We start from the raw sequence: 25,839 nt of genomic DNA on the forward strand, positions 1-25,839 counted from the left end.
TCCAAAAAGGATAACTAAAAAAAATCGCAGCTTTATATGTTAGGTTGGCTAGCAAAAAAATGTCTTATCACCTACGCATGGAAAAGGAGTGAAGCTCAATGGCACGGTCAGGAACAAAACTCGCGGCAGCATTTGGTATATCTTTTGTTTGGTTTACAACACAGTTTGGTGGAGGGTTTGCTTCAGGAGCCCAGTTAAAGGCGTATTTTATTCAGTATGGCATCTTCAGCTTAGTGACATGTATTGGCGCACAGGCTATTGCGGCTTTTTATAACGCATACATAGCTTATTATTGTAAAAAACATGGCACACACGATTACCGAAGTTTCAACAATAAGTTCTACGGCAAGTATTCTCCTGTCTTTTCAAACCTGTTCGAAATTGTGTACATTTTCGTTCTACTGATCGTTCCTGCGGTTGCTTTTGCGACTGGAGGCAGCACCCTGGCAAAATTAACAGGAATACCTTACTTTGCATGTACTGCCGCTATTGGAGTATTTATTTTCGTCGTAGCAATCTACGGAACAGCTATTGTACGAAAAGTTGCTGTAATACTCTCAGTTATGATTGTCGCTGGACTCCTTGTAGTATTTATTCCAAACATTTATGCACAATGGTCAGCAATCATGAACACAATTCATGAAATGACCGCTACCAAATTACCAGTATGGCCCGCTGTCTGGAGTATGATTGTCTACGCTGCATTCCAGATCGCTGCATCTCCGGCCATCTTTTCCCAGCACTCTAAAGCATTGGTAAAACCGAGTGATGCAACATTTACCTTTACTCTCGGCTTTTTCGTCAACAGCATCATGGTTTTCATTTCAACTTTTGGTCTGTTGGCAATCGTCAGCACCCCTGAATACGCGCAATCTCCCCTGCCAGTTCTTGTTCTGATCGAAAAAGGTGTTGGTGCATCGTACTTGATGCCGATACTCTCAGTTTTGATTATCCTTGGCGCTGTTTCAACTGCGGTAAACATGGTATCAGCCGGTACCGCAAGAATCTGCAAGATGCTTGACAAGAATTTTGACGCTGATGGAAAACCGACTTTGAAGGTTGCAGCCTCCACACTGGTATTGTGTCTCTTAGGTTTTGGCGTTGCTCAATTCGGCCTGATCGCGCTTGTAGCAAAAGGATATGGTTTCTTAGGATATTTGACATTCCCGGTAATCCTCATTCCGTATGTTATTCATATGGTTGTAACAAATTTTGACAGGAATAACGAGACTCTAGGAGCAGCAGAAGCACAGACTGCATAAATATTCCGCACAAGATTTTACCAACCTTCATATATTTCGAGCTCTCATTATATAATGGGAGCTCGTTTTTTTGTTTGATGGTACTCAAGTCTTTGATCATCTATCAGTCACTATTGGCAGCTTGTCGTATTGTTCTCGTCAAGCCACCGATTTCAGGGTGGTCAGACTCTGTGGCATAATTACAAATCCCATCGAAGTGAGGATTCTTATAGGAGGTCGCTTATGGAAGGATATGTTGTGACATTTTTCACCCAGGAAAACAGGGAACATAACGGAATATCTCTAGCCAATTGGATCATTGAGGAAGCCAAAAAACTTGATGTTCGAGGGGCAACGCTGTTATCGGGTCAGGAGGGATTTGGCGATGATGGGTGTTTTCATTCAGCAAGCTATTTCGATTTAGAAGATCGACCACAGCAAGTCCTTCTGGCCCTCACGTATGATGAGTTCGACAAACTGTTTTTCCGCATCAAAGAAAATAAACTCCGTATTTTCTATACGAAAGTGCAGGCTGAATTCGGCTACACCAATGCAGAGTGAAGGATGAACTTTCTGCTCCCTTTCGATTGTATAGCGCTGATCGATGCTTTTGAGAGTTATATTTCTTCTCAGACATAAGCGCGTAGGATCTTATTTTCATTCACATTATAAAATTAAACGTATCTCAACATAAGGTTTTCAAGGAGGATATATGATTGGTCCTTACATCAACGGGGCAGCACTGCTCATCGGCAGCTTGGCAGGGGGCTTTATCGGCCCGAGGTTTAGCAAGGATTTTCGACTCCACATGCCAATGGTTTTTGGATGCACATCGATAGGTATCAGCGTTGCCATGATCGTCAAGGCCAAACTCCTTGCTCCTGTGGCGCTGGCAGTGATTCTTGGCACGGTTTTGGGAGAAATCATTCATTTGGAGACTGGTATTCAAAGAGCGGTTGGTTATGCTGTCAAATTGATCGAAAAAATCACAAAACCTTCCGGGAGAGTCGACCAGAAAGATTTCCTCGATAAGTTTGTGCCCCTCACGGTGCTCTTTTGTTTTAGCGGCATGGGATTCTATGGTTCTTTACAAGAAGGTATGACTGGGGACCCAACCTTATTGATCGTCAAAAGCATCCTCGATATTTTTACCAGCCTCATATTTGCTTCAACAATGGGCTACACATTGGGTATCCTGTGCATTCCCCAGGTGATTATTCAGACCCTGCTATTTTGTGGCGCAGCCATGATCGTGCCGTTTACCAGCCCAGATATGCTGGGCGATTTCTCGGGATGCGGTGGAATTATTCTTCTTGCCGTCGGCTTGCGTATTTGCGGCATCAAAAATCTTCCCGTCGCCAACATGATTCCGGCACTTATAATCGTTATGCCGATTTCCTGGGCATGGTCTACGTATATTATTTAACAAGATCCCCTGGTGCTATTTCGCTGTATATGATCACCTCATCATCAAGGACCAACCTAGGGTGAATCTTACAATCAATCATTCTTGAATATCACCGGACAAGGCCTCCTTGCGGATATCTTGTTTGGAAAATTCGAGATGTGCTGTCATGGCCTCCTCCAGTCCCCGTTCGTCTCTTGATCTCAGGCATTGCAAAATCGTTTCATGCCCTTGCAATGCCACCTTGACCGTCTCATGAGACTTTATACTTGCCGCCCGATATCTCAGCATCAGACGACGCAGTTGCTGACAAATCTCAAAAAGGTGCCTGCTACCCGCAACCTCAAAAATGATTTCGTGGAATTCCTCATCGTAATGGAGAAATATATCGGGTTCATCCTTGCGAAGCCCATCTTTGACCTTCTCTAAATTCCTCTCAAGTTTTTCCAATTGGATATCGTCAATTTTCTGCATAGCCCACCGGCAAGCCAGGAGCTCATTTACCCGTCGTATCTCGAATATTTCATCCAATTCGTCCCATGCCAGCTTTTTAACGCAATAACCAACTCTCGGCAGGGATTCCAGAAATCCGTCCTTTTCAAGTAAATGCAAGGCCTCTCGAACCGGTGTACGGGAAATGCCTATCTCTTTTGCAATCTGCGCCTCAACCAGTCGACTAGATGGCTCGATAGTCCGATTAAGTATTTGGGTTCGCAGATGTTCGTAAACCTGTTTTCGCATAGGTACAGGTTGTTCAATTATCAGTTTATCGTTTTGCAGCATGGTTTTGTCCTCGATATAGATGGTTCCATTGAGTGATACTGGATACCGAAAACCGCTCAACATGGGAGAGTATTTTCAGAAAAATTCGCTCTTAAATTCAACATCGTGTTCATTGTATACCGTACCTCAAGTGCAAAGTCAAACGGTTCTCTTCCATAAGAAATACCTTGAATTCTTGTTTTTTTGCCTCTCACTCCAAATGACCAGCACGACAATATCCTTCTTTTAAAGCATAATATTATATACATACAACACATCAAGCTGTTTGCGGCTTTTCTATTCACAATTTACTTGACAGGATAATTGTTTGGAATGTAGGGTACGGTATACAGTAAATCGTATCCGGTACCCGAGATTTCATCTATAAAGGAGCCAGCATGAAGATAAGTATTATTGGTGCAGCAGGCAGTGTGGGAGCACCTGCGGCTTTTTACCTTGCCGCAAAGGGATTGGCAGACGAAGTCGTGATGATAGGCGGCAGGAAACAAAACGTGCTGAAACAGCATGCTATGGATCTAAGTACTGCCGTATCAGCAATGGATATGGTGATTCGAGCCGGCGATTATAGCGACATGGGTGGTTCCGACATTGTCATCAACGCAGCTGGAGCACCCCAGGGGGTTATTGCCGATCGAATGGAGATGTTGCCAAAAAACATTTCGCTTTGTGAAGGTATTGCTACCCAGGTGAAACAGTATTGTCCTGATGCATTTTTCATTACTGCCACAAACCCTGTGGATCCATTGAACTACGCGACCTTCCTGGCTGGAGACTTTGACCGACATAAGCTTATTGGCTATTCGATTAATGACACTTTCCGTTTTAAAGAAATGATCGCCAAGGCGAAACACGCCCGGGTCAGTCAGGTAGATGGACTGGTTTTAGGTGAGCACGGTTCTTCACAGGTACTGCTCTTTAGTACCGCGCGGGTTCATGGTCAAAATGTTTCTTTTACCGAAGAACAGAAACAAAGTTTACGGGCCGGGGTACCTAACATCCTGAAAGGGTACGAGGAGTTGAAGGCTGGCAGGACAGCAGGTTGGACCTGTGCTATTGGCCTTGAAATAATCGTCAGGGCAATTGTTGAAGATCAACAGTGCGTTATTCCATGTTCGGTCGTCCTTGATGGAGAATACGGCTTGCGCAACATGAGCATGTCAGTTCCCGTCGTGCTTGGTCGTGAAGGGATTGTCGATATCATTGAGCTGGATTTGGCTGACGATGAAATGGCTGGTCTGGAAAAGACTGTCGCCACCTTACGACCTGCTATGTCAATCGTAGAGACAAGCTTAAGTTCGGCTAACCAATAATCCCACCGGGCGGAAAAGGAGAGATCAGATGACTCAACAATTCGCAAAATTGCTGGAACCAGCAATGATCGGCCCGGTAAAGACCCGCAACCGGATCATCAAAACGGCCAATGGCACTTCGTTCATGGACCCGGATCAAACCTGCGGGGATCGTATGATCGCTTTCTATGAGCGACTGGCGAAAGGCGGTGTCGGTTTCCTGGTTGTGGAGTCATGCGGTGTAGAGTACCCACTTGGTATTCAACATGTTCACTATTACGAGGATGGCAGTTACCAGGGGGTGCAGCTGCACTTGGATGACGACCGGTTTATCCCCGGATTTAAAAAATTGACAGATGCCTGCCACAAGCACGGATGTCCCGTCTCCATACAGTTTCAGCATGCAGGCCCCTGGAATCCCACCGGCCTGTTGCCAAGAGACATGAATGTTCGTGATGTAAAGTGCGCATCTACTATGACAGCAGCTGATTTGCCAGGACCTGATTTCCTTCCCTGTCGAGAGATGACCCGGGATGAGCTTGAAGAGCAGATTAATTTTTGGGCCAGTGCTGCGGAAAGGGCCTTTAAGGCTGGATTTGACGCCTGCGAAATCAATCATGGCACCTGCCACCAGGGCAACACCTTCCTTTCCCGTATCTGGAACAAACGTGAAGATGAATACGGCCCTCAAAGTTTCGAAAACAGAACACGGTTTTTACGTCGCTGCATCGAGGAGGCCAAACGCCGTTGCGGCCCAAATTTTGCCGTCCACACCCTTTTCAATATTGTCGAATATGGTCATCCATTGGCAACTACCATTGAGGAAGGGGCAGAGATGGCCAAGTTGGTAGCAGAAGTCGCCGATGGCATCAATTGTCGGGCTGAGCGTTATGGTCACCGCGGTGGTCTCCTGCAACCGGATCGCATACTTTTTCCTGAACCACCTGACGAACTCCCCGCCGGTCTTGACTGGAGCCAAAGGGGAAAAGGGGCAACTGTACCGCTGGTTAGAGCTGTAAAAGCCAAAGGGGTCAAGATTCCCGTATGGACTGCCTGCCGTCTGGATCAGGATAATGGCGAAGAATATCTGCAGAAAGGCAATCTGGATTTTGTCGGCATGACAAGGCGTCTTATTGCCGATCCGGATTTGCCTAAAAAGGTGATGGAAGGACGTACAGAGGATATCAGATGGTGCAACGGATGCCTGCACTGTTTTGATATGCGTAATAAAAACGGAGTTCTTGAGTGTCGGGTCAATGCCACTTTGGGCAGAGAATTGATGCCGGAATATCAGTTCAATAAAGCCAAATCGAAAAAAAAGGTAATGGTCATCGGTGGCGGTCCTTCAGGCATGGAAGCTGCGCGTCTTGCTGCCCGGCGCGGTCATGATGTTTCGTTGTATGAGAAAGGCGCATTCCTGGGTGGCTCGATTCCTCTGGCAGCTATTGTCAAAGACCTGGAAACCGAAGATCTCACGATGTTCGTGAAGTACCTTGCTACCCAGGTACAAAAAGAAGGCGTTGCTGTCCACATGAACTCTGCGGTAACTCCTGCACTTGTTCAGCGCGAAAAGCCCGATGTTCTTGTCGTTGCTGCCGGCGCAGCCCACACCAGTTTTGAGCTGCCTGGAGCAAACAGCTCTAAAGTGCTCAGGACAGAAAAGCTTCACAGCATGCTCAAATTTTTCCTTCGCTTTTTCACCCCCGCACAACTCGAAAAGCTTTCCAAAATCTGGATGCCGGTTGGCAAAGAGGTCGTGGTTATGGGTGGCACCCTCCATGGATGTGAGCTGGCCGAGTTCCTGACCAAGCGAGGTCGCAAGGTAGCCATGGTACACAACGGTCCGAAAGAAGAACTCGGCAAGGGCATGACTATCGACGATTTACAGATGCTTTGGCCTTGGATGAAGCAAAACAGCATCCCCATTTGGGCCGGGGTTGAATATCTTGAAATTAATGAAAAAGGGCTTGATATCCGCATTCAGGATCGCCGGAAATACACCCTGAAATGCAAGCAAGTGGTTACTACCCAGGACTGGGGTCCAAACAGGGCGCTGGCTGACAAATTTTCAGGACTGGCTGCCGAAGTCCACATTGTCGGCAGTTGCCGTGAACCGGGTTTGATTGTTGACGCTGTACGTGAAGGAGCAACAATTGGTTTGGCAATATAGTAGAGACATTGTTTGAAGCGGGAAATGCACAACGCCAAAGCTTCGATATACGGTGTTGCGGCCAGATATGAACAATAAATCTGTTGGTCAAATAGACATGTAAGTTGATGCGCTGTGAAAGGAAAACCGACAGCAACTTACACCGATCAACAACCAAAGGAGGAGTACATGACAGGAAAAGAAATACGGTTGCACGGACGAGGCGGTCAGGGGGCCGTCATGGCAGCCAAGATGCTGGCATCCGCATTCGCCATTGAGGGCAAATCGGTTGCAAGTTTCCCCATGTACGGCTTTGAACGGCGGGGAATGCCGGTCGTAGCTTTTACACGTTTTGACGAAAAACCTATTCTGGAAAAGACCCAGATATACACTCCCGATCTTCTGATGGTCGTCGACCCTACTCTTTTAGCCATCTCAACCCTGTTTGATGGTTTAAAGACTGGCGGTGTCCTCATTCTCAACAGCAATAAGCCTTTTACCACCAGGCCGAGCGCCAATCTGGCAAAGGTTGGCCGTATCGATGCCACCAGCGTGGCAATGGAAGAAATTGGCAGAGATATCCCCAATACCTGCCTTATCGGTGCACTTGCAGCAACCACTGGCTGGGTGTCCCTGGAGTCTGTACTCAAAGGATTAAGCGAGTATCTGGAGGGCAGTATGCTCGAGAAAAATATTCGTAATGCAACACGGGGATATAAAGAAGTGGAGGTACAATCATGGGATTCATAAAAGAGGGTGAGAAATGCATCTTCGAAACAGAAGCTGCCTGGAGTGATGCGAAAGGCAACAAAATGCTTTGTCTTGAAACGGGTGATTGGCGAACATCCCGCCCGGTCGTGATACAGAAAAAGTGTAATGCCTGTGGAATATGTGTCAGCTTCTGTCCGCCGCAGTGCATGGTTGATGATGGTGATTATTACAAGGCCAATTTGAAATTCTGTAAGGGATGCGGTGTCTGTGCCACGGAGTGTCCAAAGAAGGCGATCACCATGGAACCCGAAGGAGGTTTTTCCGAATGAATGCCCCAATAGCTAAATCCACTAAAGTTATAACAGGGAACGCAGCAGCAGCCTACGCTGCGATGTTATGCCGGCCCGATGTTGTTTCTGCCTACCCTATCACACCTCAGAGTGAACTGGTTGAGCAACTGGCTAAATTTCATGCCGATGGCGTGCTGGACTGCGAATATGTGACGGTAGAGGGTGAGAACTCCGCTCAGAACGTTGTCTGTGGGGCCAGCATGGCGGGTGCTCGTGCTTTTACGGCCACCTCCTCCTATGGTCTCGTCTATATGTACGATGCCATGTTCAACACTGCTGGTTACCGTGCACCGGTGGTTATGGTCAACGTGAATCGTGAGCCTCCAGGAATCCATGCGGTCTGTTCCGGTCAACAGGATATGATTTCCGTCCGTGACACCGGCTGGGTTCAGCTCATTGCCAGCAATTGTCAGGAAATCCTCGATCTCACGATTCAGGCCTTCCGCCTGGCAGAAGATTACGACATCCAGTTGCCAGTGATCGTTAACTATGATGGCTACTATCTGTCGTTTCTTGCCGAGGCAGTGAATATTCCCGCTGATAATGAGGTCGATGGTTTTCTGAAAGTTTTGGAAACACAACCTGAAAGACCAAAGCTCACCCCTGGACAAGCTCAGGGTTGTGGAAGTCATGGTATTGGCCTCGGTTATGTTGAGCTTCGTCGCAAGCATATGGATGCCATGGAGCGGGTCAAGGCGAAAGTCGATGACATCGATACCGAATTTGCCAAGGCATTTGGCAGAAGTTATGGCGGTCAAGTTGAAGAGTATAAAACGGAAGATGCCGAGATTGTCCTGGTCACTTCAGGAAGTGCTGCCGGGACAGCCCGTGCTGTAGTTGACGCCAAGCGGGAAGCCGGGATGAAGGTCGGATTAGTGAGACTCAGGCTCTATCGGCCATTTCCGGTCCAGCGCCTGGCCGAATGCTTGAAAGGTAAAAAGGCAATCGGAGTTCTCGACCGAAGTATTGCTTTTGGTTGGAACTGCGGGCCGCTCTATCAGGAAGTCAAAGCAATCACCCCTGAGATCGGCATCGTGCCAATGCTTTCTTTCATTGATGGCCTGGCCAATATGGACATCACCAAGGAACATATCGGCTCAATGATCGACAATATCCAGAGTGCGGCCCGAGGCGAGAGCTATGAGGAAGTAACCTGGTTGCCATAATACAAAATGAGGTTTCACAATGACAATGGTTGCAATTGAGAAAAAACCGCAGAAAGGAAGTGAACACTTCCAATGCGAGGACCAGTTCTCTGGTGGAGTGGCGTTTTGCGCAGGATGTGCTCTTGAGCTTAATGCTCGTTTCGTCGCCAGGATTATGGGGGAAAAGACTATTCTGGTAGGCACACCATCCTGCTCTGCTCCTGTTCTTAACGGACAAAATACCGCCGCCTGGCATAAAATGGGCCATTACGCCTGCACCATGACCGGTGTGGCATCCAGCGCCACGGGCATCACCCGCTATTACCAGCGTGCCGGTATCGAAGGCAATGTGGTTTGTTTTACCGGTGATGGCTGTGCCTCTGATATTGGTTTTCAGACCATGAGTGGTGCAGCGGAACGTAACGAGAAGATGATTTATATCTGTTACGACAACGAGGGATACATGAATACCGGTATCCAGCGGAGCAGCGCAACACCTTTTGGTGCTTCTACCAGCACAACGCCAAGTGGTGCCGTCAGTCAGGGCAAAACCACCGGTTCCAAGAATCTGCCAATGATCATGTCCATGCACGATGTCGCCTACGTAGCTACTGCGACCTTGAGCCATCTCGATGATTATGCTGAAAAACTGGCAAAAGCGAAAGAGAAAGCCAAAGAGGGTTTTGTTTACCTGCATGTCTTCTGTCCCTGTCTGGTGGGATGGAAGTTCAACATGGATTTATCGATCCAGGTTTGCCGTGCGGCGGTTCGAACCAATTATTTTCCCCTTTGGGAGTCGGAGAACGGTCAATACCGGATTACCCAGAAGGTGGCAAAACCAAAACCCATTGAAGAATTGACAGGTTTACTTGGCAAGTTCAAACACTTGAGCGAGGACAATGTAAAGAGCCTGCAGGCTAAGGTTGATAAACGTTTCAAAACCCTGGATGTGCTATGTAAAGGCAGCAGTTACCCTGGCTGATCAGAAGAACTGCATGTCGATTGAAACGGCTTGAGAAGTCGAGTCAAATCTGATGTACCCCTAACTCGTTTCCATCATAAAACACGGGAGTTTTATGATGGAAACGAGCGCACAATGTCGGTCTGGTAACGCTTCTGGTGCCGACATTGTCTAAAACCATCCAGGGGGAACACGAAAAAAATAGTTTTCTCCTTTCGCTCGAAGGGAGAGATGGAGGTGAGCATAAGGAGAGGCCCGTCACTGGCTCGTGTCTTGGTCAGATTACCAACAAAATTCTTGGAGGTATCAGCATGAAATGTGTTCCTTTGAATCGTTTATTTCTTCTTGCTTTGTCAGGTGCTTTTTTGCTGTCAAGCACCCCTGTGTTTGCTGAGACGATAGAACTCACATTTTCAAGTCCTTTTCCAGTCCAACAGGTCATCACTGGCAAAGTCATTAAACCCTGGATCGAAGAAATCGAAAAAGCGAGTGGCGGTGAAGTAAAAATTAAACTCTTCCCAGCCGGTGCCCTTGGAAAAGCGCCTGAGCAATTCGACCTGGCTGAAAAAGGTATTGCCGACATGTCGTACCATTTGGCCGATTATACGCCCGGTCGCTTTCCTTTAACGTCCGTTTTTTCTCTGCCTTTTATGCCACCGACAGGTCAGAAGGTGTCGGAAGCGATGTGGAAAACATTTGAGAAGGAACCAAAATACCAGGAAGAATACAGCAAAGTGAAAGTATTGGCCCTGTTTGGCCATGCTGGTGGACATTTTCATACAGTAAAAACTCCCATTCGTAGCATGGCAGATTTTAAAGGGATGAAAATGCGTACAGCTAATCCTGCTATTAGCAAGGCATTGACTCTCTGGGGTGCTGTGCCGGTTGCCCAGCCAATCACTGAAACCTATCAATCCCTGCAACTGGGAGTTCTTGATGGCTCAGCCCTTCCCTATGAAGGGATTGTGGTATTTAAATTAAATGAAGTGACCAAATTTACCACGCTTGCCGACCTGTATACCATGCCCATGATGATCGTCATGAACAAAAAAACCTGGGACAGCCTCCCCAAAAACGTACAGGAACTCATTGATAATACAACTGGTTTAAAGATGTCCGCAGCAGCGGGCAAGGCCTTTGATGACGCCGAAAAACCTTTTAGAGAAATCAGTATGAAAAAGGGCATTGAGGAGATCGCACTTGATCCTTCTGAACTGGCGAAGATGCAAGACATTACCATGCCCCTGCGAGACGAGTGGGCTATGGAAATGGAAGAAAAGGGTCTACCCGGAAAAGAGGTCCTGAAAACTGCACTTTCCTATACGAATGAATGATGTTTACTGGCCTCTGATTCGCCCTGTTCACAAGCTCTGGAGCGATGTACCAGCTCATGTTTTTGTGCATCGCTTAGAGTCGAAAATGAGAGCTTTTCGAGATTGGAATACATCGCGTTTCGCATGACATCCTTGGGGTGACAACCAAACAGCGTCATTGGCAAAATCAGGGGGAATATGTTTTACACCATCCCTTTGATTTTGCCTGACAAGGACATGTGTCAAGCTCAGGATATTCTTCGAGGATATATGAATATTGAAAAGATAATCAAAATAACTCGCGTATTCAGTTATGTCTTTGCAAGGATCGGCTGCCTGGCTCTTTTGATGATGATGGGCGTAACAGTGGTCGATGTTGTCGGACGCTTTGTTTTCAATTCGCCTATACTTGGTTCATTTGAAATCACTCAATATTTGGTCGTCGTATTGGTTTTTTCTTTTATCGGTTATGCACAGAGCGAGAAGTGGCACGTTAACGTAGACATTCTTGTCAATACCTTCCCCAAGAAAACACAATCTCTTATTGACCTGCTGAACTGTACCGTAAGCCTTATCCTGATGATCTTGATCACATGGATGGGGATTGAAAAAGCTCTGGAATCATTGGCAACAGGGGATAAACCCATGAATCTGCCAATACCGCAATACCCGTTTGTCTTCTTTTTAGCTTTTGGTTGTGGAGTCCTATGTATTGAATTTTTTAGGGATATCCTGAAGACGTTTGGGAAAAACAAGAAGAAAGAGATATGACCATGAGCGCAGAAATGATAGGAGTTCTCGGGATTGTGTTGCTGTTTGTATTACTGGCTTTCAGGATGCACATCGGTTTAGCCATGACACTGATTGGCTTTGGTGGTGTCAGCCTCATTGTCAATGTGAAGGCCGGTTTAAATCTTTTGGGTATGGTTCCATGGGCTGAAGGATCGAGCTATTCACTCAGCGTAATCCCTCTCTTTATCCTGATGGGACAGTTCGCTTTTATCTCCGGCATAAGTCAGGATATTTACAAAGCGGTGTATAGCTGGATGGGACATTTACGGGGAGGTCTTGCAATGGCGACCATTGTTGCCTGTTCCGGGTTCGCGGCGGTGTGCGGATCGTCCCTTGCCACCGGAGCGACCATGGCAAAGGTGGCCATTCCTGAAATGCAAAAGTATGGGTACGACCCTCGCCTGGCGACAGGCTGTGTAGCTGCCGGAGGGACACTTGGCATTCTGATTCCCCCCAGTATAGGGTTCATCATTTATGGCATCCTGACTGAGGAATCCATCGGGAAGCTGTTTATGGCCGGTATTATCCCTGGCCTCCTGCTTGCCTCGCTCTTTTTGTTCGCAATAATATTGCAGTGTCATTTCAGCCCGGGCATGGGCCCTAAGGGTGAACCGACAACATGGAAAACAAAACTCAATTCCCTGTACGACACCTGGCCCATGTTATCGTTATTTTTCCTGGTAATGGGCGGGATCTATTTTGGTTTTTTCACCCCTACAGAAGCTGCCGGCATAGGGGCATTTGGGGCATTTGTTATCACCTTTATCAAGAAAAAGATTAACCTCACGACCCTTACTGAAAGTCTCCTGGTTACGGGTAACATGACCGCGATGATTTTTCTTATAATCATCGGCGCAACCATCTTTTCGTCTTTTCTGGCCTTGACCGGGATACCGTTTATGCTGGCCGAAACCGTTGCAGCTCTGGCATTGCCGAGGATGGTTGTTCTGATCCTCATGCTTCTTATCTTCATTGCGCTCGGTTGTGTAATGGATTGCTTTGCCATCATGATTCTCATGGTTCCCATACTCTTTCCTATTATCCAGGTCATGCAGTTTAATCCGATCTGGTTTGGCGTCATCATGGTCATTGTGCTGGAGGTTGGGCTCATCACCCCTCCTGTCGGGCTCAATGTTTTTGTCATAAAAGGAGTGGTCCCAAGCATAAGCATCACGACGATGTTTCAAGGAGTGTGGCCTTTTCTTGTTGCTGCAGTGGTATGTATTGCAGCCATCATCATCTTCCCGCAGATCGCCTTATTCATACCTTCGAATATGTAAGATTGAAAAAATATAGTAGACAATTATCTGAGTCTTGGAGGACACCCGATGAACCTTGCTGCCATGTTGGATAATAACGCTTTCTATTTTCCAGATCGACCAGCTGTTATCTATGAAGAAAACACCGTCTCCTTCTTACGATTCAATCAGGATGTGAATCGGGTCGCATCCGCAATGGTCAGTCTTGGTTTGAAAAGAGGCGACCACGTAGCGTTATGTGCGCCAAATTCATATGGTTGGCTGGTTATCTATTTTGCGACCATTAAAGCCGGGGCTGTTGCAGTTACATTTTCATATTTGCTGAAAAAGAATGAGCTTGCCAACGTTATGGCCGATAGTCGGCCCAAATTTCTATTTACCTGCGATGACAAACTTGATGATTTTAGTCAGCAACGGAAGGAATCATACCTGGATTATGTGATCAGCGACTCAGGTGATATTAGTCTCAACGCCTTGCTGGAAAAAGGTAATGCGCGATTTACAACGGTTGATTGTGACCGTGATGAAACGGCCGCTATTCTCTATACCGGTGGTACAACCGGCTTTCCGAAGGGTGCTATGTTGTCTCACCAAAACATAAAATCATCTGTTTTCAATATTGCCTACTATGAACGTTGCAATATCAATGACCGAGCTTTGTGTTTTCTGCCACTAAATCATGTTTTTGGCCAGATACACATTATGAATTCAACAGTTTATAGTGGTGGAGCAACAATTCTTCAGCCATCTTTTGATTTAGAACAAGCCGTTTCAGCCATTGAAAAATATGGGGTGACCAAATTTTATGCGGTACCGACTATCTATATTAGATTATTAGGTTTATCAAACCTTAAGGAAAAGTTTAAATCGATCCGCTATTGTTTCTCAGCAGCGGCTAGCATGGCCTTGGAAATCGTTCGGGAATGGAAGGAGAAAACAGGACTGGATATCTTTGAGTCATACGGCATGACTGAAACGGCCACGATGATAACCTACAACGATTACTATTGCCACAGGGTCGGCTCTGTAGGCACACTTGTCAATCTTGTTGAAGTCCAGATCAGTGATATCGACGGCAAACCTATGCCCCAGGGAGAGAGGGGAGAAATATGCGTCAAAGGCCCCAATGTCACAAAAGGATATTTAAACAGGACCAGAGAAACCAAGGAGGCCTTCTTTGGCGAATGGTACCGTACTGGGGATATCGGGGTCTTTGACAAAGATGGCTATTTGTACATTGTGGATCGGCTGAAAGACATGATTATCACCGGAGGTGAGAATGTTTACTCCCGTGAAATTGAAGAGATGCTTTTTACCCGACCAGAAATTTTGGAATGTGCAGTAGTGGGATTACCCGATCCTGAATTTGGCGAACGGGTAACGGCTTTTATTATTCCTCAACCCGGCCAGCATATAAATAGCTCGGAACTTAAGTCGTACATGAGTGAGCGCCTGGCCAATTACAAGGTTCCCAAGGAATTCATCGAAGTAGAGGAGTTGCCTAAAAGCAGCACAGGCAAACTTTTGAAACGACAACTCAGGGAAATATACAAAGCAACCACCACAGGTTAAGTGTGCTCAACACAAGGTGATTTGCGAGTAGCGATATGTGGGGGGGGACCAACCTCCCCCTCATTGCTTTCCGAAAAAATCCTCAATGAGATGAATCAATTCATCAGGTTTTTCCATGGGAATGAGGTGCCCGGCACCTTCCATCAGATAGGATGATGCATTTTCAGCTTTTCTGCAAATACGGATGACAGTACGTTCAAAGAGTACATCTGAGTATTCCCCCCTTACGATCAGAACAGGAATTTTTAGTCGTTGCACCCAGAACCAGACATCAAGAGGATAGTTTTCAAAAATCCTTGCCTCAGCTTCGGGCGGGCATAAGAGCTCTACACCGCCCCCATCAGCAGGTTTGAATCCGTAGGTAACGTATGATTTGAGATACGTATCGTCAAATCGCTTAAACAGACTTTTGGTTTTGAGATACTCATAAAGCTCGAACCGATCAGTCCAGCCATTTCTTCTGGCCCTAGCCCTTTTGGCGGGGAAAAAATTCTTCTTTTTCCCAAATAGTCGCATCACTGCCAGGGCAGCAACCGATGTATAGGGAAGAATAACCGGATCAATAAGGATAATTCTTGAAAAAAGATCCGGCCTCCTGGCAGCCGCAAACATCGTTGCCACCCCACCGACGCTATGTCCCACGCCCAACACAGGACCAAGCTGCTGATCGTCCAGAAAGCTAATCAAATCTTCTGCTACTTGATGCCAGGAGGTGTTTCCTGCCGTTTGAGCATCCTGGCCGCGTAAACCCAGACCAATAACCCTGTAATGTTCAGTGAGTCTGATCATCATAGGAAGATAAACACTGACCGGAAAACCATTGGCGTGATAGAAATGGAGAGGAGGTTTATCCCCCCCACTGTCAAGAAAGCTCAAGTTGATTCCACTGACGTTGTAAGAATCACAATCAAAGGGAATTTCAATGAGTTTTGGAGTCGTATCCTGATTCATTGTGGCAAATACTCGATGAAGAAGAGATGGGAAACGATGAATGAAGATCCTTGGACATCATAACAAAAACCAAGGCCTCTGAATGATTCAATCTGCCATCACGCATCCCAAAGCGATAGAGAGCAGTTTGGACCTCATTGAATCGGACCGTGAGGTCATCACAATGGGTGCCTTCGTCCCCAATGCCAATCCCGCAATATCGACCTTTGCGAAGATTGCGATAGCCTTGTGGAGAAAATTTCCGGCAGAAATCCCCGGAACAAGCAATATATCTGCCCGCCCGGCAACCGGGCTCTTGATATTTTTGCCTATCGCAGCTTCAGGGGAAATAGCATTGTCCAGTCCCAAAGGTCCATCCACTATCGCGCCTTGAATCTGACCCCGATCGGACATTTTACTTAAAAGCGCTGCATCCATGGTTGCGACCATATTGCTGTTAACCGTTTCCAGTGCTGCCAGAGCCGCTACCCGGGGCTCTTTCCATCCAAGTTTATGGGCCATGCTGATCGCATTGTCCAAGATTTTAAGCTTGTCGTTCAGATCCGGGGAGATGTTGATGGCGCAATCGGTGATAATGAGGAGTCCTTTGCCAAACGGCTTCTGGTACAAACCGGCTTGGCTCAACAGTTTGTCATTACTCCGCAGCCCATTTTCTCTGTCCATGATCGCTTTTAAGAAGGCGCCGGTGTGCAAGTGCCCTTTCATCAGCAAATCTGCTTCGCCATTACGTACCATGGCCACCGCCCGGGGCGTTGCCGAGCTTGCATCCGGCTCATGGATAATCCTACTGGGGTTGAGGGTGATGCCATTGCTATTTGCCACCGACGTGATGATCGTCTCGTCGCCTACCAGGAAATAGTGGGCAAGATCTTCTCTCTCGGCCTGCAATACACTCTCAAGTACCTCTGGTCTATAGGGCGCAACCACCGCCATTCGACGGGTTGGAAGTGACTTTGCTTTTGCCATCAACTGTTCAAAACTTTCGATCACATCATTGCTAACATGCGTTGTTGTCATCTTGCTGTCCAGTATAGTGTTTTGGTTCTTCTTCCTTACGTAAGTATCTCAAGGCACCGGCAGCCATGGCTTCCATTTCGTTTTCACCTTGATAGAGATAGACCGGTGCGATGAAGGAAATGTGTGTTTTCAGTTTCGAGACAATATATTCTGCATGGGCAAGGCTGCCGGTCAAGCCAATGCCATCCACTTTGCCACGCAAAGCAGCGGCCATGGCACCCACCTCTTTTGCTATCTGGTAGCACATGGCATCCAAAACCTCTGCCGCTCTTTGGTCCCCCGAACCTATACGCTCAATGATCTCCAGGCAATCAGCGGTTCCGAGATGGGCGGTCAGGCCTCCTTGTCCGGTGAGTTTTTTCAGGATAGCCCCTTTTTCATACTCTCCTGAAAAGCAGAGTTCAACCAGGGAAGCCGCAGGAATCCCTCCAGCTCTTTCCGGCGAAAATGGGCCGTCGCCGTTGAGTGCGTTGTTGACATCCACCACCCTGCCACCCTGATGAGCCCCAACTGAGATACCGCCACCTAAATGGCAGATAATAACATTGATATCGCTGTAGTTCTTGCCGAGATCCGCAGCCAGTTTACGTGCGATCGCCTTCTGGTTGAGAGCATGAAAGCTGCTTTGGCGCCTGATTTCGGGTATGCCGGTATATTTGGCCACCGGGCACATCTCATCGGTTACCGGAGGGTCCACACAAATAACCGGTTTTCGATATCTCTTGCCAAGTTCGAAAGCGATATGGCATCCGACGTTGGTGGGATGGGTACCATATCGGCCCGATTTCATATCCGCGAGCATTTCAAGCGTTATATCGTATATCCCCCCTGAAATAGGCCGTGTGGTCCCACCCCTGGCAACGATAATGTCGCAATCGGCAAGAGATAGATCATTTTCAGATAGAAAAGAAATCAGGGTGCGTTGACGATACGCCTGCTGTTCCCACACGTTTTGAAAAGCGGACAATTCCTGGGGAGGATGGGCGATGTTTCGTGCCATTACTTTATGATCATCTTCGAACAAAGCTATTTTGGTCGAAGTAGATCCCGGATTTACCGCTAAAATTCTATAGGCCATATCATCTCATAATTGTCATTACAGCACAAAGCAAACAAGAGTTTTTCCTTATTTGATTACCCCTCATTCTCAGCCTGATAAGGTTAGTTGAGAGGTGCGAGGTGTAAGGCGTGGCACATTGGGAAATGGTCACTCAAAAGAACTGCTCCTACGTTCATATTGTTGGAACGAGCACTATCATTTCATGCAGGCGCTCCTCACTCCTTTCTCCTTACCCCTCACTTCATGTAGCTGAGCTCTTGGGGTAATCAGATTTCCTTATATCTACTTTGCAATACCACCTTTGATCTGATCAGCTGGTTCACTGCAGTCACTTCAATATATCTGGATTTTGTATATTTAGGTATGTTACCTTGCTTACACAGTGAAAAAATGTGAATTTACGCTGAACCAGCGCATCCCCTCAGTGATGGTATTCTCAATAGAGATCTCTATTCATCAGCATACATAGAGGGCATGTTGAGGTTGGGGCATAATGATAGATAAGCAGCAATGGATGAAAAAGTGAAAGAACAACAAAACGATGATCCACGAAAATCCGTTGATGAAACAAGCATTGCTCATCAAAAGGTGAAATTCGAGGTTTATGGCGAAGAGATGCTCGAGAAAGATGTCAAGTCGAGTGGCAATAGCGGCAGGATTTATCTGCCACCCGACTGGGTCGGACATCGTGTCAAAATCATTAGAATAGATTGATTAGGCAGAGAACAGAATGGATCACAATACAAATAATGTCTCCATTAGACGATGGAGAACAGAGGATGTCGACGAAATCTGTCAGATTTACAACCTTATAACCAATAAGGGGGTTGATGCCGATTTCAGACGGATGGTTCTTGAGCGGGCTCAGTCAAAAGGTGTTGAGGATGGACATTTTGTCGCTGAATCAGGCGGGAAAATTGTTGGCTTTATGATTAGCTATATCCTTCCTTTTGGATTTGGAGCCGAGGATTGTGCCTATATTGCTACGATGGGTGTACACCCCAAATATATGGACCAGGGAATAGGCGCCGGGATGACCAAAGAAGTTTTTATGTTTTTTAAAGCTCGTGGAATCTCAACTGTCTACACTTCCGTTCGCTGGGATTCAACCGATCTGCTCTCGTTCTTCAAAACCATGGGTTTTGAAAGAAGCAATTTCATCAATTTGAAGAAAACTCTCGACTGACAAACAACTCCAGCGGATATCTCACCAGCTATAGGGCACCTTGGAAATTCGTTCATTATTTCAAGAGTGCCCTACAATTTAATCTTATGTTTCAAGTAGTTTAAAATCCCCGGACTCATTTCAGGCAGCGGATGACCACCGACGAGCTGTATGATCATGTCGGCGGTATTTTCAGCTTGTTCTTCCAGGTGGATTTTGCCTAAGCCTTCCGAAGCAAGCGCTGGCGTACCAATGTACCCCTGACTTGCCCCCATTTCCCTGAAGGTCGTATGCCCATTTTTCAATCCCTCTTTGACATCGATACGAACAGCAGGTAACTCCTCAGGATTGTGTTTGATCAGATGCGGGTACCTGTATTTGATATAGGATGTCTCCCTCATATCGGCGTGTATTTCGGTCTTCATCGGTACACCCAGTTTTTCACCATGGGTGACTTCCCGCATCACTTTCCCGGAATAGACAATCCTGCCGGCAGTTTCAATAATTTTTACCCCGAAACGATTCTCGACAGTCTCAATTGCCTCAAGGATAGCTTTAAGGTGAACCGGGTCGAGATGGTGATTGACGATAGCAATATATTGAAAACCGCTCTCCGCCAATCCAGAACAGAAGTCGACAAGAAGGTTATACAGGGTTTCCCCCCGCAGTGAGATGGTTCCTGGAAAATCTGCTGTAATTGACGAACAGCCAAGCGGGATGGAAGGAGCCAGGATCGCCTGCAGCGTCGAATCCTTCTTGTGAACCACCTCTGCGGTCAATTGAGCAATATCCTCAGCACCAAATATATCGGTGCCCAAGGGCAGATGAGGACCGTGCTCTTCAATTGGGCTGAGAGGAGCCAAAACAAATGAACGTTCTTTATCCAGGGCTTCAACCTCAACCCAGCTCATCTCAGTTAATCGTTTGACATGATATGACATAGTCTCGTGGCCTTTCAGCAAAGGGGTATTTTTGGCTTGCTGGTGCTGTCATCCTTCAGCCAACATTTCCTATACAGTGCCCTCTTCCAAGCATTCGAAAATACAAAAGGATAGAAAATACCACATGATTGTCAAGATTTATCCCTGTTTTGCTTTTTGTAATGCACGAATCTCTGTATCACCATGAGAAATACGAAATGGAAAATGCTCTCCACTCGTTTCCCTTTTACTTGACATTTGCATAAACCAGCCTTTATCATGTGGCTACATTACAGCTTTATTGTAAATACATTGAAGCTGCAATGTATATTGCACTGCCCTCTTCCATTTTTTGCAAAAGATGTAAAAGAAGCTGCCGCTAAGGAGGGCGTGTCGCCCAACACAAGTATTTGCGAATCGTTTGTGAGGTTGTAAGCAAACCAAGGAACGGCAGGTGCTGTTCGCAAGCAACTGGAGGTCAAAAATGAAAATTCTGGTGTGCATAAAGCAGGTTCCGGATATGGAGTCGAGATTCAAAGTCGCAGAAAGCGGCACATGGTACGATACCACGGATCTTGCCTGGCGGATGAACGAGTATGACGAATATGCAGTTGAACAGGCAGTTCGTCTATGCGAACAGGAAAAGGATTCCGACTTGACCGTCTTGTCCATAGGCCCTGACAAAGTCAAGGAGACAATGAAAAAGGCTTTAGCCATGGGCTGCAGCCGTGGAGTTCATATTGTCGACCATGAAGCATATAGCCGACAACCGTACCAGAAAGCAGCAGTCATTGCGGAATATGCCAGGGATAAAGGATTTCATATCATCTTTACCGGAATGCAGTCTCAAGATCAGGCCAGTGCCCAGGTTGGTATTCTCGTGGCCGAGATGCTGGGGATCCCCTGTGTGTCAACCATTGTCGATTTTGCCTATAGCGATGGCAAAATCGAAGCAAAACGTGAGCTGGAAGGTGGGATGAAGGCACGGGTTACAACCACGACACCAGCTGTTATCAGCTGTCAGCTCGGCCTTAACACTCCTCGTTATCCAACGTTGCCAAACATCATGAAGGCCAAGAAAAAAGAGTTGCTGGCCGTTTCTTTTGAGGAGCTTCTCAAAGTCGATCCACTTCAGGAAACCATTGAAATGTACATTCCAGAAAAGAAAGGTGGTGGAATGATTCTCGAAGGTGAAGCCGGTGAACTCGCAAACAGGTTGATTACGATTCTGCAGGAAAAAACAGCTGTTCTGAAATAGGAGGAAATCATGAAAACACTTCTGGTGGCAGAATACCGTGATGGAAAGGTGCTTGGCAGCAGCAACGAACTCATCGGCTTTTCCAATATACTCGGTGGAGAGAATGTAATGGTTCTTATCGGCAACGAGAACACTCTTCCCGAGTATGGCGGTAAACTGTATCTGGCAGATGCGACTGTCTGTGGTGAATGTAATCCGGATGCGCACAAAAAGGTGATATTGGAAGTGGTTGCCAGAGAGCAACCCGATATGATTGTTTTCAGTCATTCGTCGTATGGCTGGGATATGGCTCCCAGGATTGCTTGTGCTTTGCAGGCTGCCCAGATATCGGAGGTAGTAGCAGTGGCTGAAAACGATATGGTGGTACCTGTCTGCAATGCAAAATTGCGACGGAAGGTTACATCTAAAACCGCTATTACCGTCGTAACCATTCAGGCAGGTGCATTTTCTGCATCGGATTCGTCAGCAACCTCTCCAATGGCAATTGAAAAAATTGAAGTTGCGGATACTGGACGTTTTCGTTTTGAAGGATATGAGGCTGCAGATAAAGGTGCGGTGGATCTGACCAAGGCCGAGGTTATCGTCAGCGCCGGGAGGGGGATAGGAAAAGCTGACAATGTGCAGCTCGTGGAAGATCTCGCAAAAGCCCTGGGAGGTGAGTACGGGGCTTCCCGACCGGTGGTGGATATGGAGTGGATGGCACATGAACGCCAGGTTGGAACCACAGGACAGACTGTTGCCCCGAAGTTGTATGTTGCCTGCGGTATTTCAGGTGCGATTCAGCATCTTGCCGGGATGAAAAAATCCGATTTCGTCATAGCAATTAATACCGATCGTGATGCACCTATTGGTGAATTGGCAGATGTGCTGGTTGTAGCAGACCTACTGCAGTTTCTGCCAGTACTTACGGAAAAGCTTCAGGCAATCTGATTGGGTTGTATGATTTATGATGAGACGGTTGTAATACACGAATACTTTTCCCTTGACTGCATTATAGCCATAATGTAGCTTGGCTATAAGTAAGCTATATAAAAGCTACATTATATCCATTAGTGGTCAGCAAATATGGACGACCAAATGTACCTTTTATAAACATACTTCCTGTGGCCATATTCATTACATCGACTTGATCAGAAAACACAAACGGCACCAGAAATCAAAGGAGATGCTCCATGTCAGAGACCAAAGAACTCTATTCCTCATTTGTCAATCCGTTCCTCATTGAATCGAATCGACCAATGCCTGATGAGATGGCGGTGATCGGTGCAGGAAATATCGGCCCTGATATCGCGTATTATATGCGAACCGGCGCGCCGGAAAAAAAATTATATCTGGTTGACGTGGTTGAAGAACCATTAAAAAAGGCAGAAGAACGATTTAAGGGATACGCCCAGAAGGCCCTCTCCAGAAAAATCCTCTCCCAGGAGCAGGTTGATCAGGTTCTCGGCAACATTGTCTACACAACCGATTATAGTCAAATCAAAAACTGTAAACTGGTTATCGAGGCTGCGACCGAAGACCTGAATATCAAAAAGAAGATCTTTGCCCAGCTTGAAGAAATTGTCAGCGAAGACGCTGTGTTGACATCTAATACCAGCTCTATCCCGGCTGACCAGATATTCACTGGGATGAAACATCCTGAACGGAGCACCGTTACGCACTTTTTCGCTCCTGCCTGGAGAAGCATGGCGGTTGAGGTGGTTCGATGGGATACCCTGGATCCTGAGGTATTGAATTTCTTGATCTGGTTTTTCGCGAATACCGGCAAAGCGCCTGTTGTGACCAAAAATGTGTTCTCGTTCCTTTTAAACAGAATCTTTGAAAACTGGACCAACGAAGCCGCAGTATTGCTCGACAAAGCAACGACCTTTGAAGTCGATGATGTCGCTGAGGAGTTTGTCGGTGCCGGGCCGTTTTTTGTCCTTGAAATGGCCGGTGGTAACCCTCTCACCTATGAATCGCAATTGAGGAGAATGGCTGAGCGAAAATGCTACGAGCCACCAAAAATTTTCAATTCTGTAAAAAGCTGGAACCTGAAAAAACGTGGCGAAAAGGTAGAAATGCCTGATGCGCATCGCAGTTGGATACGCGATCGCCTTATCGGCCTGGTCTTCTCTCAATGTTTTGATATCGCCGACCGGAATATTGGCACACGGTCTGACCTCAACTTTGGCAGTTTAATCGCCTTGGGTTTCAAGAAGGGTGTATTCGACACCATGGCGGATATGGGAGCTGAAGAGGTCAAACGAATCGCAGATGCGTTTGTTGCGGAAAGACCTGGTTATCCTGTACCCACCAAACCAATTGACGAATACCTTGATTTTTCAAGGGACATTCTTGTCGACGACAAAAACGGTGTGCGGATTATCACAATCAGAAGACCTCAAGCAGCAAACGCTTTAGGATGGGGAACTGCCCCGGAAATTCTGGCGGAACTGAAAAAAGGTGCGGCCGATCCGAATGTTAAGGGATTCATACTTACCGGTTATGGTCAAAAAGCGTTCTGCGCCGGAGCTGATATAAGTGGCTTTGTAGACGCGTTTGACAATAAAGAAGCGGGAGTCGGACTGGCAAAAGGTAATTCCGAAATGTTGCATTACATGGACCAGATGACGAAACCTATTGTAGCCGCCGTCAATGGGTTGGCGATGGGTGGTGGCGTTGAGACGATGCTCCGTTGTCATAGTGTTGTAGCAAACAAAAAAGCATTTTTCAGATTGCCTGAAATTACGCTCGGGATACTTCCTGGCATGGGTGGCTGTGTTATCCCTTACAGAAAATGGCCGCACGCTGCAGAAACTTTCCATGAAATGATTGGCAAGGGAAAAGTCATGAAGTCTGCTGAAGCCAGGGAAATTGGCATCATTAACCATCTGGTTGATAGTTATTCAGAGATGATTGATGTGGCAATGCAGGAAGTTGAGCGTTTACAGGGCAATATCCCACGAATCAGTGACGCTCCTGTCGACATTCCTGAATTCGTTGTCCCTGATCAACCTGCAGCAATCAATGGTGATCCATTAAGTAAGGAAGTACTTACAGTTATCGCTGACGTCATTAACCGAGGCGCCAAAACAGAAGGCTTGTACAACGCTCTTGAGATTAACTACGACCGTTCTGGCGATACCCATTGCCTTGAGGATTCCAAAGAAGGCGTTATGGCTTTCCTGCAAAAGCGAAAACCGAACTTTAAGAAATAGCTGAATCGCCAACGAACGTATCCGCATTGAAAGCCGCCCCTGTTGTGTAGGGCCGACAATAGAGCGAGAAGATAAATTTACTACAAGAGGTTTGTCATCATGATGTTTACCAAAGCCTATATTCCCTACGGTGGTTACTATTGCAGCCCTTTTGCCAAATGGCAGGGAAGTTTGTCAAATGAAAATTCGATTGTTTTGGGTGCTGCAACCGCAAAACGCTGGATTGAGTCCAAAGGTTGGGAAACGCCTGTCTTTGACTATACCTACCACGGCATTACAGTCGTGCAAAAATCATGTTTTTATGGCAGCACCTGGGCAAATGCAATGATGGATCACCAGGTACCCGGGATGACAATTATCCAGGCTTGCTCGACTTCAACAACCTGTATTCACGCGGCAGCTCTTGCGGTTGAAACCGGCACCCAAACCACACCCTTTTGTTTCCTGGCTGACCGGATGTCAAATGCGCCTCATCTCATCTGGCCAAATCCCAAAGGTCCAGGCGGCGAGGTGATCGCTGAAAACTGGAATATGGACAACATCAACGCGGATCCATCAACCGGCCAGGGAATGCTCAATACTGCAGAAAATGTTGCTAAACTGGTCAATGCCACCCGCGAGGAAACCGATGACCTTGCCGTCATGCGATATGAGCAGTATCTCGATGCATTGAAAGACGATCGGGCTTTCCAGAAGCGATACATGTTCCCGGTTGAAGTGAAAATCAACCGCAAAAAAACTATCACACTTGACGCCGATGAAGGTGTAACTCCGGTAACAAAGGACGGCATTGCCCACCTCAAACCTGTCATGCCTGGTGGAATTCATACCTTTGCCAGTCAAACCCATCCGGCTGATGGTAATGCAGGAATTATCGTCACTACCAAGGAACGGGCAGCAAACTTGAGCAGTGATCGGTATAGAACGATCCAGATCATCTCCTACGGTTTTGCCAGAGAAGGAAAAGCGCTTATGCCCGCCGCTCCGGTTCCAGCTGCGCAGATGGCTCTTGACCGTGCCGGGATAACCATCAAAGACGTAAAGGTCATTAAAACCCACAACCCCTTTGCGGCCAATGATCTCTACTTTGCGAAAAAATTCGGTATTGATCTCAGGACAATGGACAATTACGGATGTTCAATGATTTTCGGCCATCCGCAAGCCCCCACCGTAGCCAGACTTGTTATAGAAGGCATTGAGGAGGCGATTATTCGTGGAGGCGGTTATGTGCTCATTGCCGGTTGTGCCGCAGGTGACACCGGTGCAGCGTTGGTCTTACGTGTTGATTAAACATGCCT

24 protein-coding genes are annotated in these 25,839 nt (G+C 46.9%); 19 read left to right on the top strand and 5 right to left on the bottom strand.

Translation table 11 applies throughout. The features are described from left to right. The first annotated feature begins 98 nt into the window (after positions 1-98). The 3 genes from BUF15_RS03085 (at position 99) to BUF15_RS03095 (ending at position 2,667) form a co-directional block, all read left to right on the top strand. Positions 99-1,262: a YkvI family membrane protein gene (locus BUF15_RS03085; protein WP_073611987.1), complete on the top strand. Its 1,164-nt coding sequence runs from the start codon at positions 99-101 to the stop codon at positions 1,260-1,262. Positions 1,263-1,484: 222 nt separating this feature from the next. After that, entirely contained in the window at positions 1,485-1,802 is a 318-nt protein-coding gene (locus BUF15_RS03090) for a DUF190 domain-containing protein (protein ID WP_073611988.1), read from the top strand. 151 nt (positions 1,803-1,953) lie between these two features. Then, positions 1,954-2,667, top strand: a complete 714-nt coding sequence (locus tag BUF15_RS03095; protein ID WP_073611989.1) for a DUF554 domain-containing protein — start codon at positions 1,954-1,956, stop codon at positions 2,665-2,667. Positions 2,668-2,745: 78 nt separating this feature from the next. On the opposite strand, the gene BUF15_RS03100 is transcribed toward BUF15_RS03095, so the two are convergent. Continuing rightward, the gene (locus tag BUF15_RS03100) at positions 2,746-3,429 is read right to left on the bottom strand and encodes a GntR family transcriptional regulator (RefSeq protein WP_159441210.1); all 684 of its coding nucleotides are present in this window, start codon (positions 3,427-3,429) and stop codon (positions 2,746-2,748) included. Between the two features lie 377 nt (positions 3,430-3,806). On the opposite strand from BUF15_RS03100, the gene BUF15_RS03105 reads away from it, so the two are divergent. From BUF15_RS03105 to BUF15_RS03150, 10 genes are all read left to right on the top strand, one after another. Continuing rightward, positions 3,807-4,739: a malate dehydrogenase gene (locus BUF15_RS03105; protein WP_073611991.1), complete on the top strand. Its 933-nt coding sequence runs from the start codon at positions 3,807-3,809 to the stop codon at positions 4,737-4,739. Between the two features lie 28 nt (positions 4,740-4,767). Beyond that, positions 4,768-6,888: an oxidoreductase gene (locus tag BUF15_RS03110; RefSeq protein ID WP_073611992.1), complete on the top strand. Its 2,121-nt coding sequence runs from the start codon at positions 4,768-4,770 to the stop codon at positions 6,886-6,888. Positions 6,889-7,056: 168 nt separating this feature from the next. Continuing rightward, positions 7,057-7,617, top strand: coding sequence for a 2-oxoacid:acceptor oxidoreductase family protein (locus BUF15_RS03115; protein WP_073611993.1), 561 nt, complete (start codon positions 7,057-7,059; stop codon positions 7,615-7,617). Next, positions 7,605-7,907 carry a 4Fe-4S binding protein gene (locus BUF15_RS03120; protein WP_084553416.1) on the top strand — a complete coding sequence of 101 codons (303 nt, stop codon included), beginning with the start codon at positions 7,605-7,607 and terminating at the stop codon, positions 7,905-7,907. Before BUF15_RS03115 ends, BUF15_RS03120 begins: the two co-directional genes overlap by 13 nt. Beyond that, positions 7,904-9,094, top strand: coding sequence for a pyruvate synthase subunit PorA (locus BUF15_RS03125; protein WP_073611994.1), 1,191 nt, complete (start codon positions 7,904-7,906; stop codon positions 9,092-9,094). Before BUF15_RS03120 ends, BUF15_RS03125 begins: the two co-directional genes overlap by 4 nt. Positions 9,095-9,113: 19 nt before the next feature. Beyond that, positions 9,114-10,055, top strand: coding sequence for a thiamine pyrophosphate-dependent enzyme (locus tag BUF15_RS03130; RefSeq protein WP_084553418.1), 942 nt, complete (start codon positions 9,114-9,116; stop codon positions 10,053-10,055). 290 nt (positions 10,056-10,345) lie between these two features. Next, entirely contained in the window at positions 10,346-11,368 is a 1,023-nt protein-coding gene (locus tag BUF15_RS03135; RefSeq protein ID WP_143170618.1) for a TRAP transporter substrate-binding protein, read from the top strand. A gap of 177 nt (positions 11,369-11,545) precedes the next feature. Then, complete coding sequence (locus BUF15_RS03140) at positions 11,546-12,118, top strand: TRAP transporter small permease (RefSeq protein WP_073611996.1); 573 nt, start codon at positions 11,546-11,548, stop codon at positions 12,116-12,118. Positions 12,119-12,120: 2 nt separating this feature from the next. Then, positions 12,121-13,419 carry a TRAP transporter large permease gene (locus BUF15_RS03145; RefSeq protein WP_073611997.1) on the top strand — a complete coding sequence of 433 codons (1,299 nt, stop codon included), beginning with the start codon at positions 12,121-12,123 and terminating at the stop codon, positions 13,417-13,419. A gap of 48 nt (positions 13,420-13,467) precedes the next feature. Then, the gene (locus BUF15_RS03150; RefSeq protein ID WP_073611998.1) at positions 13,468-14,970 is read left to right on the top strand and encodes a class I adenylate-forming enzyme family protein; all 1,503 of its coding nucleotides are present in this window, start codon (positions 13,468-13,470) and stop codon (positions 14,968-14,970) included. Positions 14,971-15,030: 60 nt separating this feature from the next. Here BUF15_RS03150 and BUF15_RS03155 read toward each other — a convergent pair whose 3' ends face one another. The 3 genes from BUF15_RS03155 to buk all read right to left on the bottom strand — a co-directional run bounded on the left by BUF15_RS03155 (position 15,031) and on the right by buk (position 18,016). Next, positions 15,031-15,921: an alpha/beta fold hydrolase gene (locus BUF15_RS03155; RefSeq protein ID WP_073611999.1), complete on the bottom strand. Its 891-nt coding sequence runs from the start codon at positions 15,919-15,921 to the stop codon at positions 15,031-15,033. 87 nt (positions 15,922-16,008) lie between these two features. Beyond that, the gene (locus tag BUF15_RS03160) at positions 16,009-16,938 is read right to left on the bottom strand and encodes a bifunctional enoyl-CoA hydratase/phosphate acetyltransferase (protein WP_073612000.1); all 930 of its coding nucleotides are present in this window, start codon (positions 16,936-16,938) and stop codon (positions 16,009-16,011) included. Next, positions 16,919-18,016: a butyrate kinase gene (buk, locus tag BUF15_RS03165; RefSeq protein WP_073612001.1), complete on the bottom strand. Its 1,098-nt coding sequence runs from the start codon at positions 18,014-18,016 to the stop codon at positions 16,919-16,921. Before buk ends, BUF15_RS03160 begins: the two co-directional genes overlap by 20 nt. 555 nt (positions 18,017-18,571) lie before the next feature. On the opposite strand from buk, the gene BUF15_RS03170 reads away from it, so the two are divergent. Further along, positions 18,572-18,712, top strand: coding sequence for a DUF2080 family transposase-associated protein (locus BUF15_RS03170; protein ID WP_073612077.1), 141 nt, complete (start codon positions 18,572-18,574; stop codon positions 18,710-18,712). A 16-nt stretch (positions 18,713-18,728) separates the two neighbouring features. Further along, on the top strand, positions 18,729-19,184 hold the full coding sequence (locus BUF15_RS03175) for a GNAT family N-acetyltransferase (RefSeq protein ID WP_073612002.1): 456 nt from the start codon (positions 18,729-18,731) through the stop codon (positions 19,182-19,184). Positions 19,185-19,255: 71 nt separating this feature from the next. Here BUF15_RS03175 and BUF15_RS03180 read toward each other — a convergent pair whose 3' ends face one another. Further along, on the bottom strand, positions 19,256-20,104 hold the full coding sequence (locus BUF15_RS03180; RefSeq protein WP_084553420.1) for a creatininase family protein: 849 nt from the start codon (positions 20,102-20,104) through the stop codon (positions 19,256-19,258). A gap of 463 nt (positions 20,105-20,567) precedes the next feature. Between BUF15_RS03180 and BUF15_RS03185 the strand changes: the two genes are divergently transcribed. The 4 genes from BUF15_RS03185 to BUF15_RS03200 all read left to right on the top strand — a co-directional run bounded on the left by BUF15_RS03185 (position 20,568) and on the right by BUF15_RS03200 (position 25,831). Further along, positions 20,568-21,341 carry an electron transfer flavoprotein subunit beta/FixA family protein gene (locus tag BUF15_RS03185; RefSeq protein ID WP_073612004.1) on the top strand — a complete coding sequence of 258 codons (774 nt, stop codon included), beginning with the start codon at positions 20,568-20,570 and terminating at the stop codon, positions 21,339-21,341. Positions 21,342-21,350: 9 nt separating this feature from the next. Then, positions 21,351-22,271, top strand: coding sequence for an electron transfer flavoprotein subunit alpha/FixB family protein (locus tag BUF15_RS03190; RefSeq protein WP_073612005.1), 921 nt, complete (start codon positions 21,351-21,353; stop codon positions 22,269-22,271). Between the two features lie 242 nt (positions 22,272-22,513). Then, a complete protein-coding gene (locus tag BUF15_RS03195) occupies positions 22,514-24,541 on the top strand; it encodes a 3-hydroxyacyl-CoA dehydrogenase/enoyl-CoA hydratase family protein (RefSeq protein ID WP_073612006.1) in 2,028 nt (675 codons plus the stop codon). A gap of 102 nt (positions 24,542-24,643) precedes the next feature. Next, entirely contained in the window at positions 24,644-25,831 is a 1,188-nt protein-coding gene (locus BUF15_RS03200; protein WP_073612078.1) for a thiolase family protein, read from the top strand. Positions 25,832-25,839 lie beyond the last annotated feature (8 nt).

This window comes from Desulfopila aestuarii DSM 18488 (assembly GCF_900143695.1).
Lineage (GTDB): Bacteria > Desulfobacterota > Desulfobulbia > Desulfobulbales > Desulfocapsaceae > Desulfopila > Desulfopila aestuarii.

Coding starts and splice junctions, on each gene's coding strand:
- BUF15_RS03085 (WP_073611987.1), top strand. CDS start 99: ATGGCACGGTCAGGAACAAAACTCGCGGCAGCATTTGGTATATCTTTT.
- BUF15_RS03090 (WP_073611988.1), top strand. CDS start 1,485: ATGGAAGGATATGTTGTGACATTTTTCACCCAGGAAAACAGGGAACAT.
- BUF15_RS03095 (WP_073611989.1), top strand. CDS start 1,954: ATGATTGGTCCTTACATCAACGGGGCAGCACTGCTCATCGGCAGCTTG.
- BUF15_RS03100 (WP_159441210.1), bottom strand. CDS start 3,429: ATGCTGCAAAACGATAAACTGATAATTGAACAACCTGTACCTATGCGA.
- BUF15_RS03105 (WP_073611991.1), top strand. CDS start 3,807: ATGAAGATAAGTATTATTGGTGCAGCAGGCAGTGTGGGAGCACCTGCG.
- BUF15_RS03110 (WP_073611992.1), top strand. CDS start 4,768: ATGACTCAACAATTCGCAAAATTGCTGGAACCAGCAATGATCGGCCCG.
- BUF15_RS03115 (WP_073611993.1), top strand. CDS start 7,057: ATGACAGGAAAAGAAATACGGTTGCACGGACGAGGCGGTCAGGGGGCC.
- BUF15_RS03120 (WP_084553416.1), top strand. CDS start 7,605: ATGGGATTCATAAAAGAGGGTGAGAAATGCATCTTCGAAACAGAAGCT.
- BUF15_RS03125 (WP_073611994.1), top strand. CDS start 7,904: ATGAATGCCCCAATAGCTAAATCCACTAAAGTTATAACAGGGAACGCA.
- BUF15_RS03130 (WP_084553418.1), top strand. CDS start 9,114: ATGACAATGGTTGCAATTGAGAAAAAACCGCAGAAAGGAAGTGAACAC.
- BUF15_RS03135 (WP_143170618.1), top strand. CDS start 10,346: ATGAAATGTGTTCCTTTGAATCGTTTATTTCTTCTTGCTTTGTCAGGT.
- BUF15_RS03140 (WP_073611996.1), top strand. CDS start 11,546: ATGTTTTACACCATCCCTTTGATTTTGCCTGACAAGGACATGTGTCAA.
- BUF15_RS03145 (WP_073611997.1), top strand. CDS start 12,121: ATGAGCGCAGAAATGATAGGAGTTCTCGGGATTGTGTTGCTGTTTGTA.
- BUF15_RS03150 (WP_073611998.1), top strand. CDS start 13,468: ATGAACCTTGCTGCCATGTTGGATAATAACGCTTTCTATTTTCCAGAT.
- BUF15_RS03155 (WP_073611999.1), bottom strand. CDS start 15,921: ATGAATCAGGATACGACTCCAAAACTCATTGAAATTCCCTTTGATTGT.
- BUF15_RS03160 (WP_073612000.1), bottom strand. CDS start 16,938: ATGACAACAACGCATGTTAGCAATGATGTGATCGAAAGTTTTGAACAG.
- buk (WP_073612001.1), bottom strand. CDS start 18,016: ATGGCCTATAGAATTTTAGCGGTAAATCCGGGATCTACTTCGACCAAA.
- BUF15_RS03175 (WP_073612002.1), top strand. CDS start 18,729: ATGGATCACAATACAAATAATGTCTCCATTAGACGATGGAGAACAGAG.
- BUF15_RS03180 (WP_084553420.1), bottom strand. CDS start 20,104: ATGTCATATCATGTCAAACGATTAACTGAGATGAGCTGGGTTGAGGTT.
- BUF15_RS03185 (WP_073612004.1), top strand. CDS start 20,568: ATGAAAATTCTGGTGTGCATAAAGCAGGTTCCGGATATGGAGTCGAGA.
- BUF15_RS03190 (WP_073612005.1), top strand. CDS start 21,351: ATGAAAACACTTCTGGTGGCAGAATACCGTGATGGAAAGGTGCTTGGC.
- BUF15_RS03195 (WP_073612006.1), top strand. CDS start 22,514: ATGTCAGAGACCAAAGAACTCTATTCCTCATTTGTCAATCCGTTCCTC.
- BUF15_RS03200 (WP_073612078.1), top strand. CDS start 24,644: ATGTTTACCAAAGCCTATATTCCCTACGGTGGTTACTATTGCAGCCCT.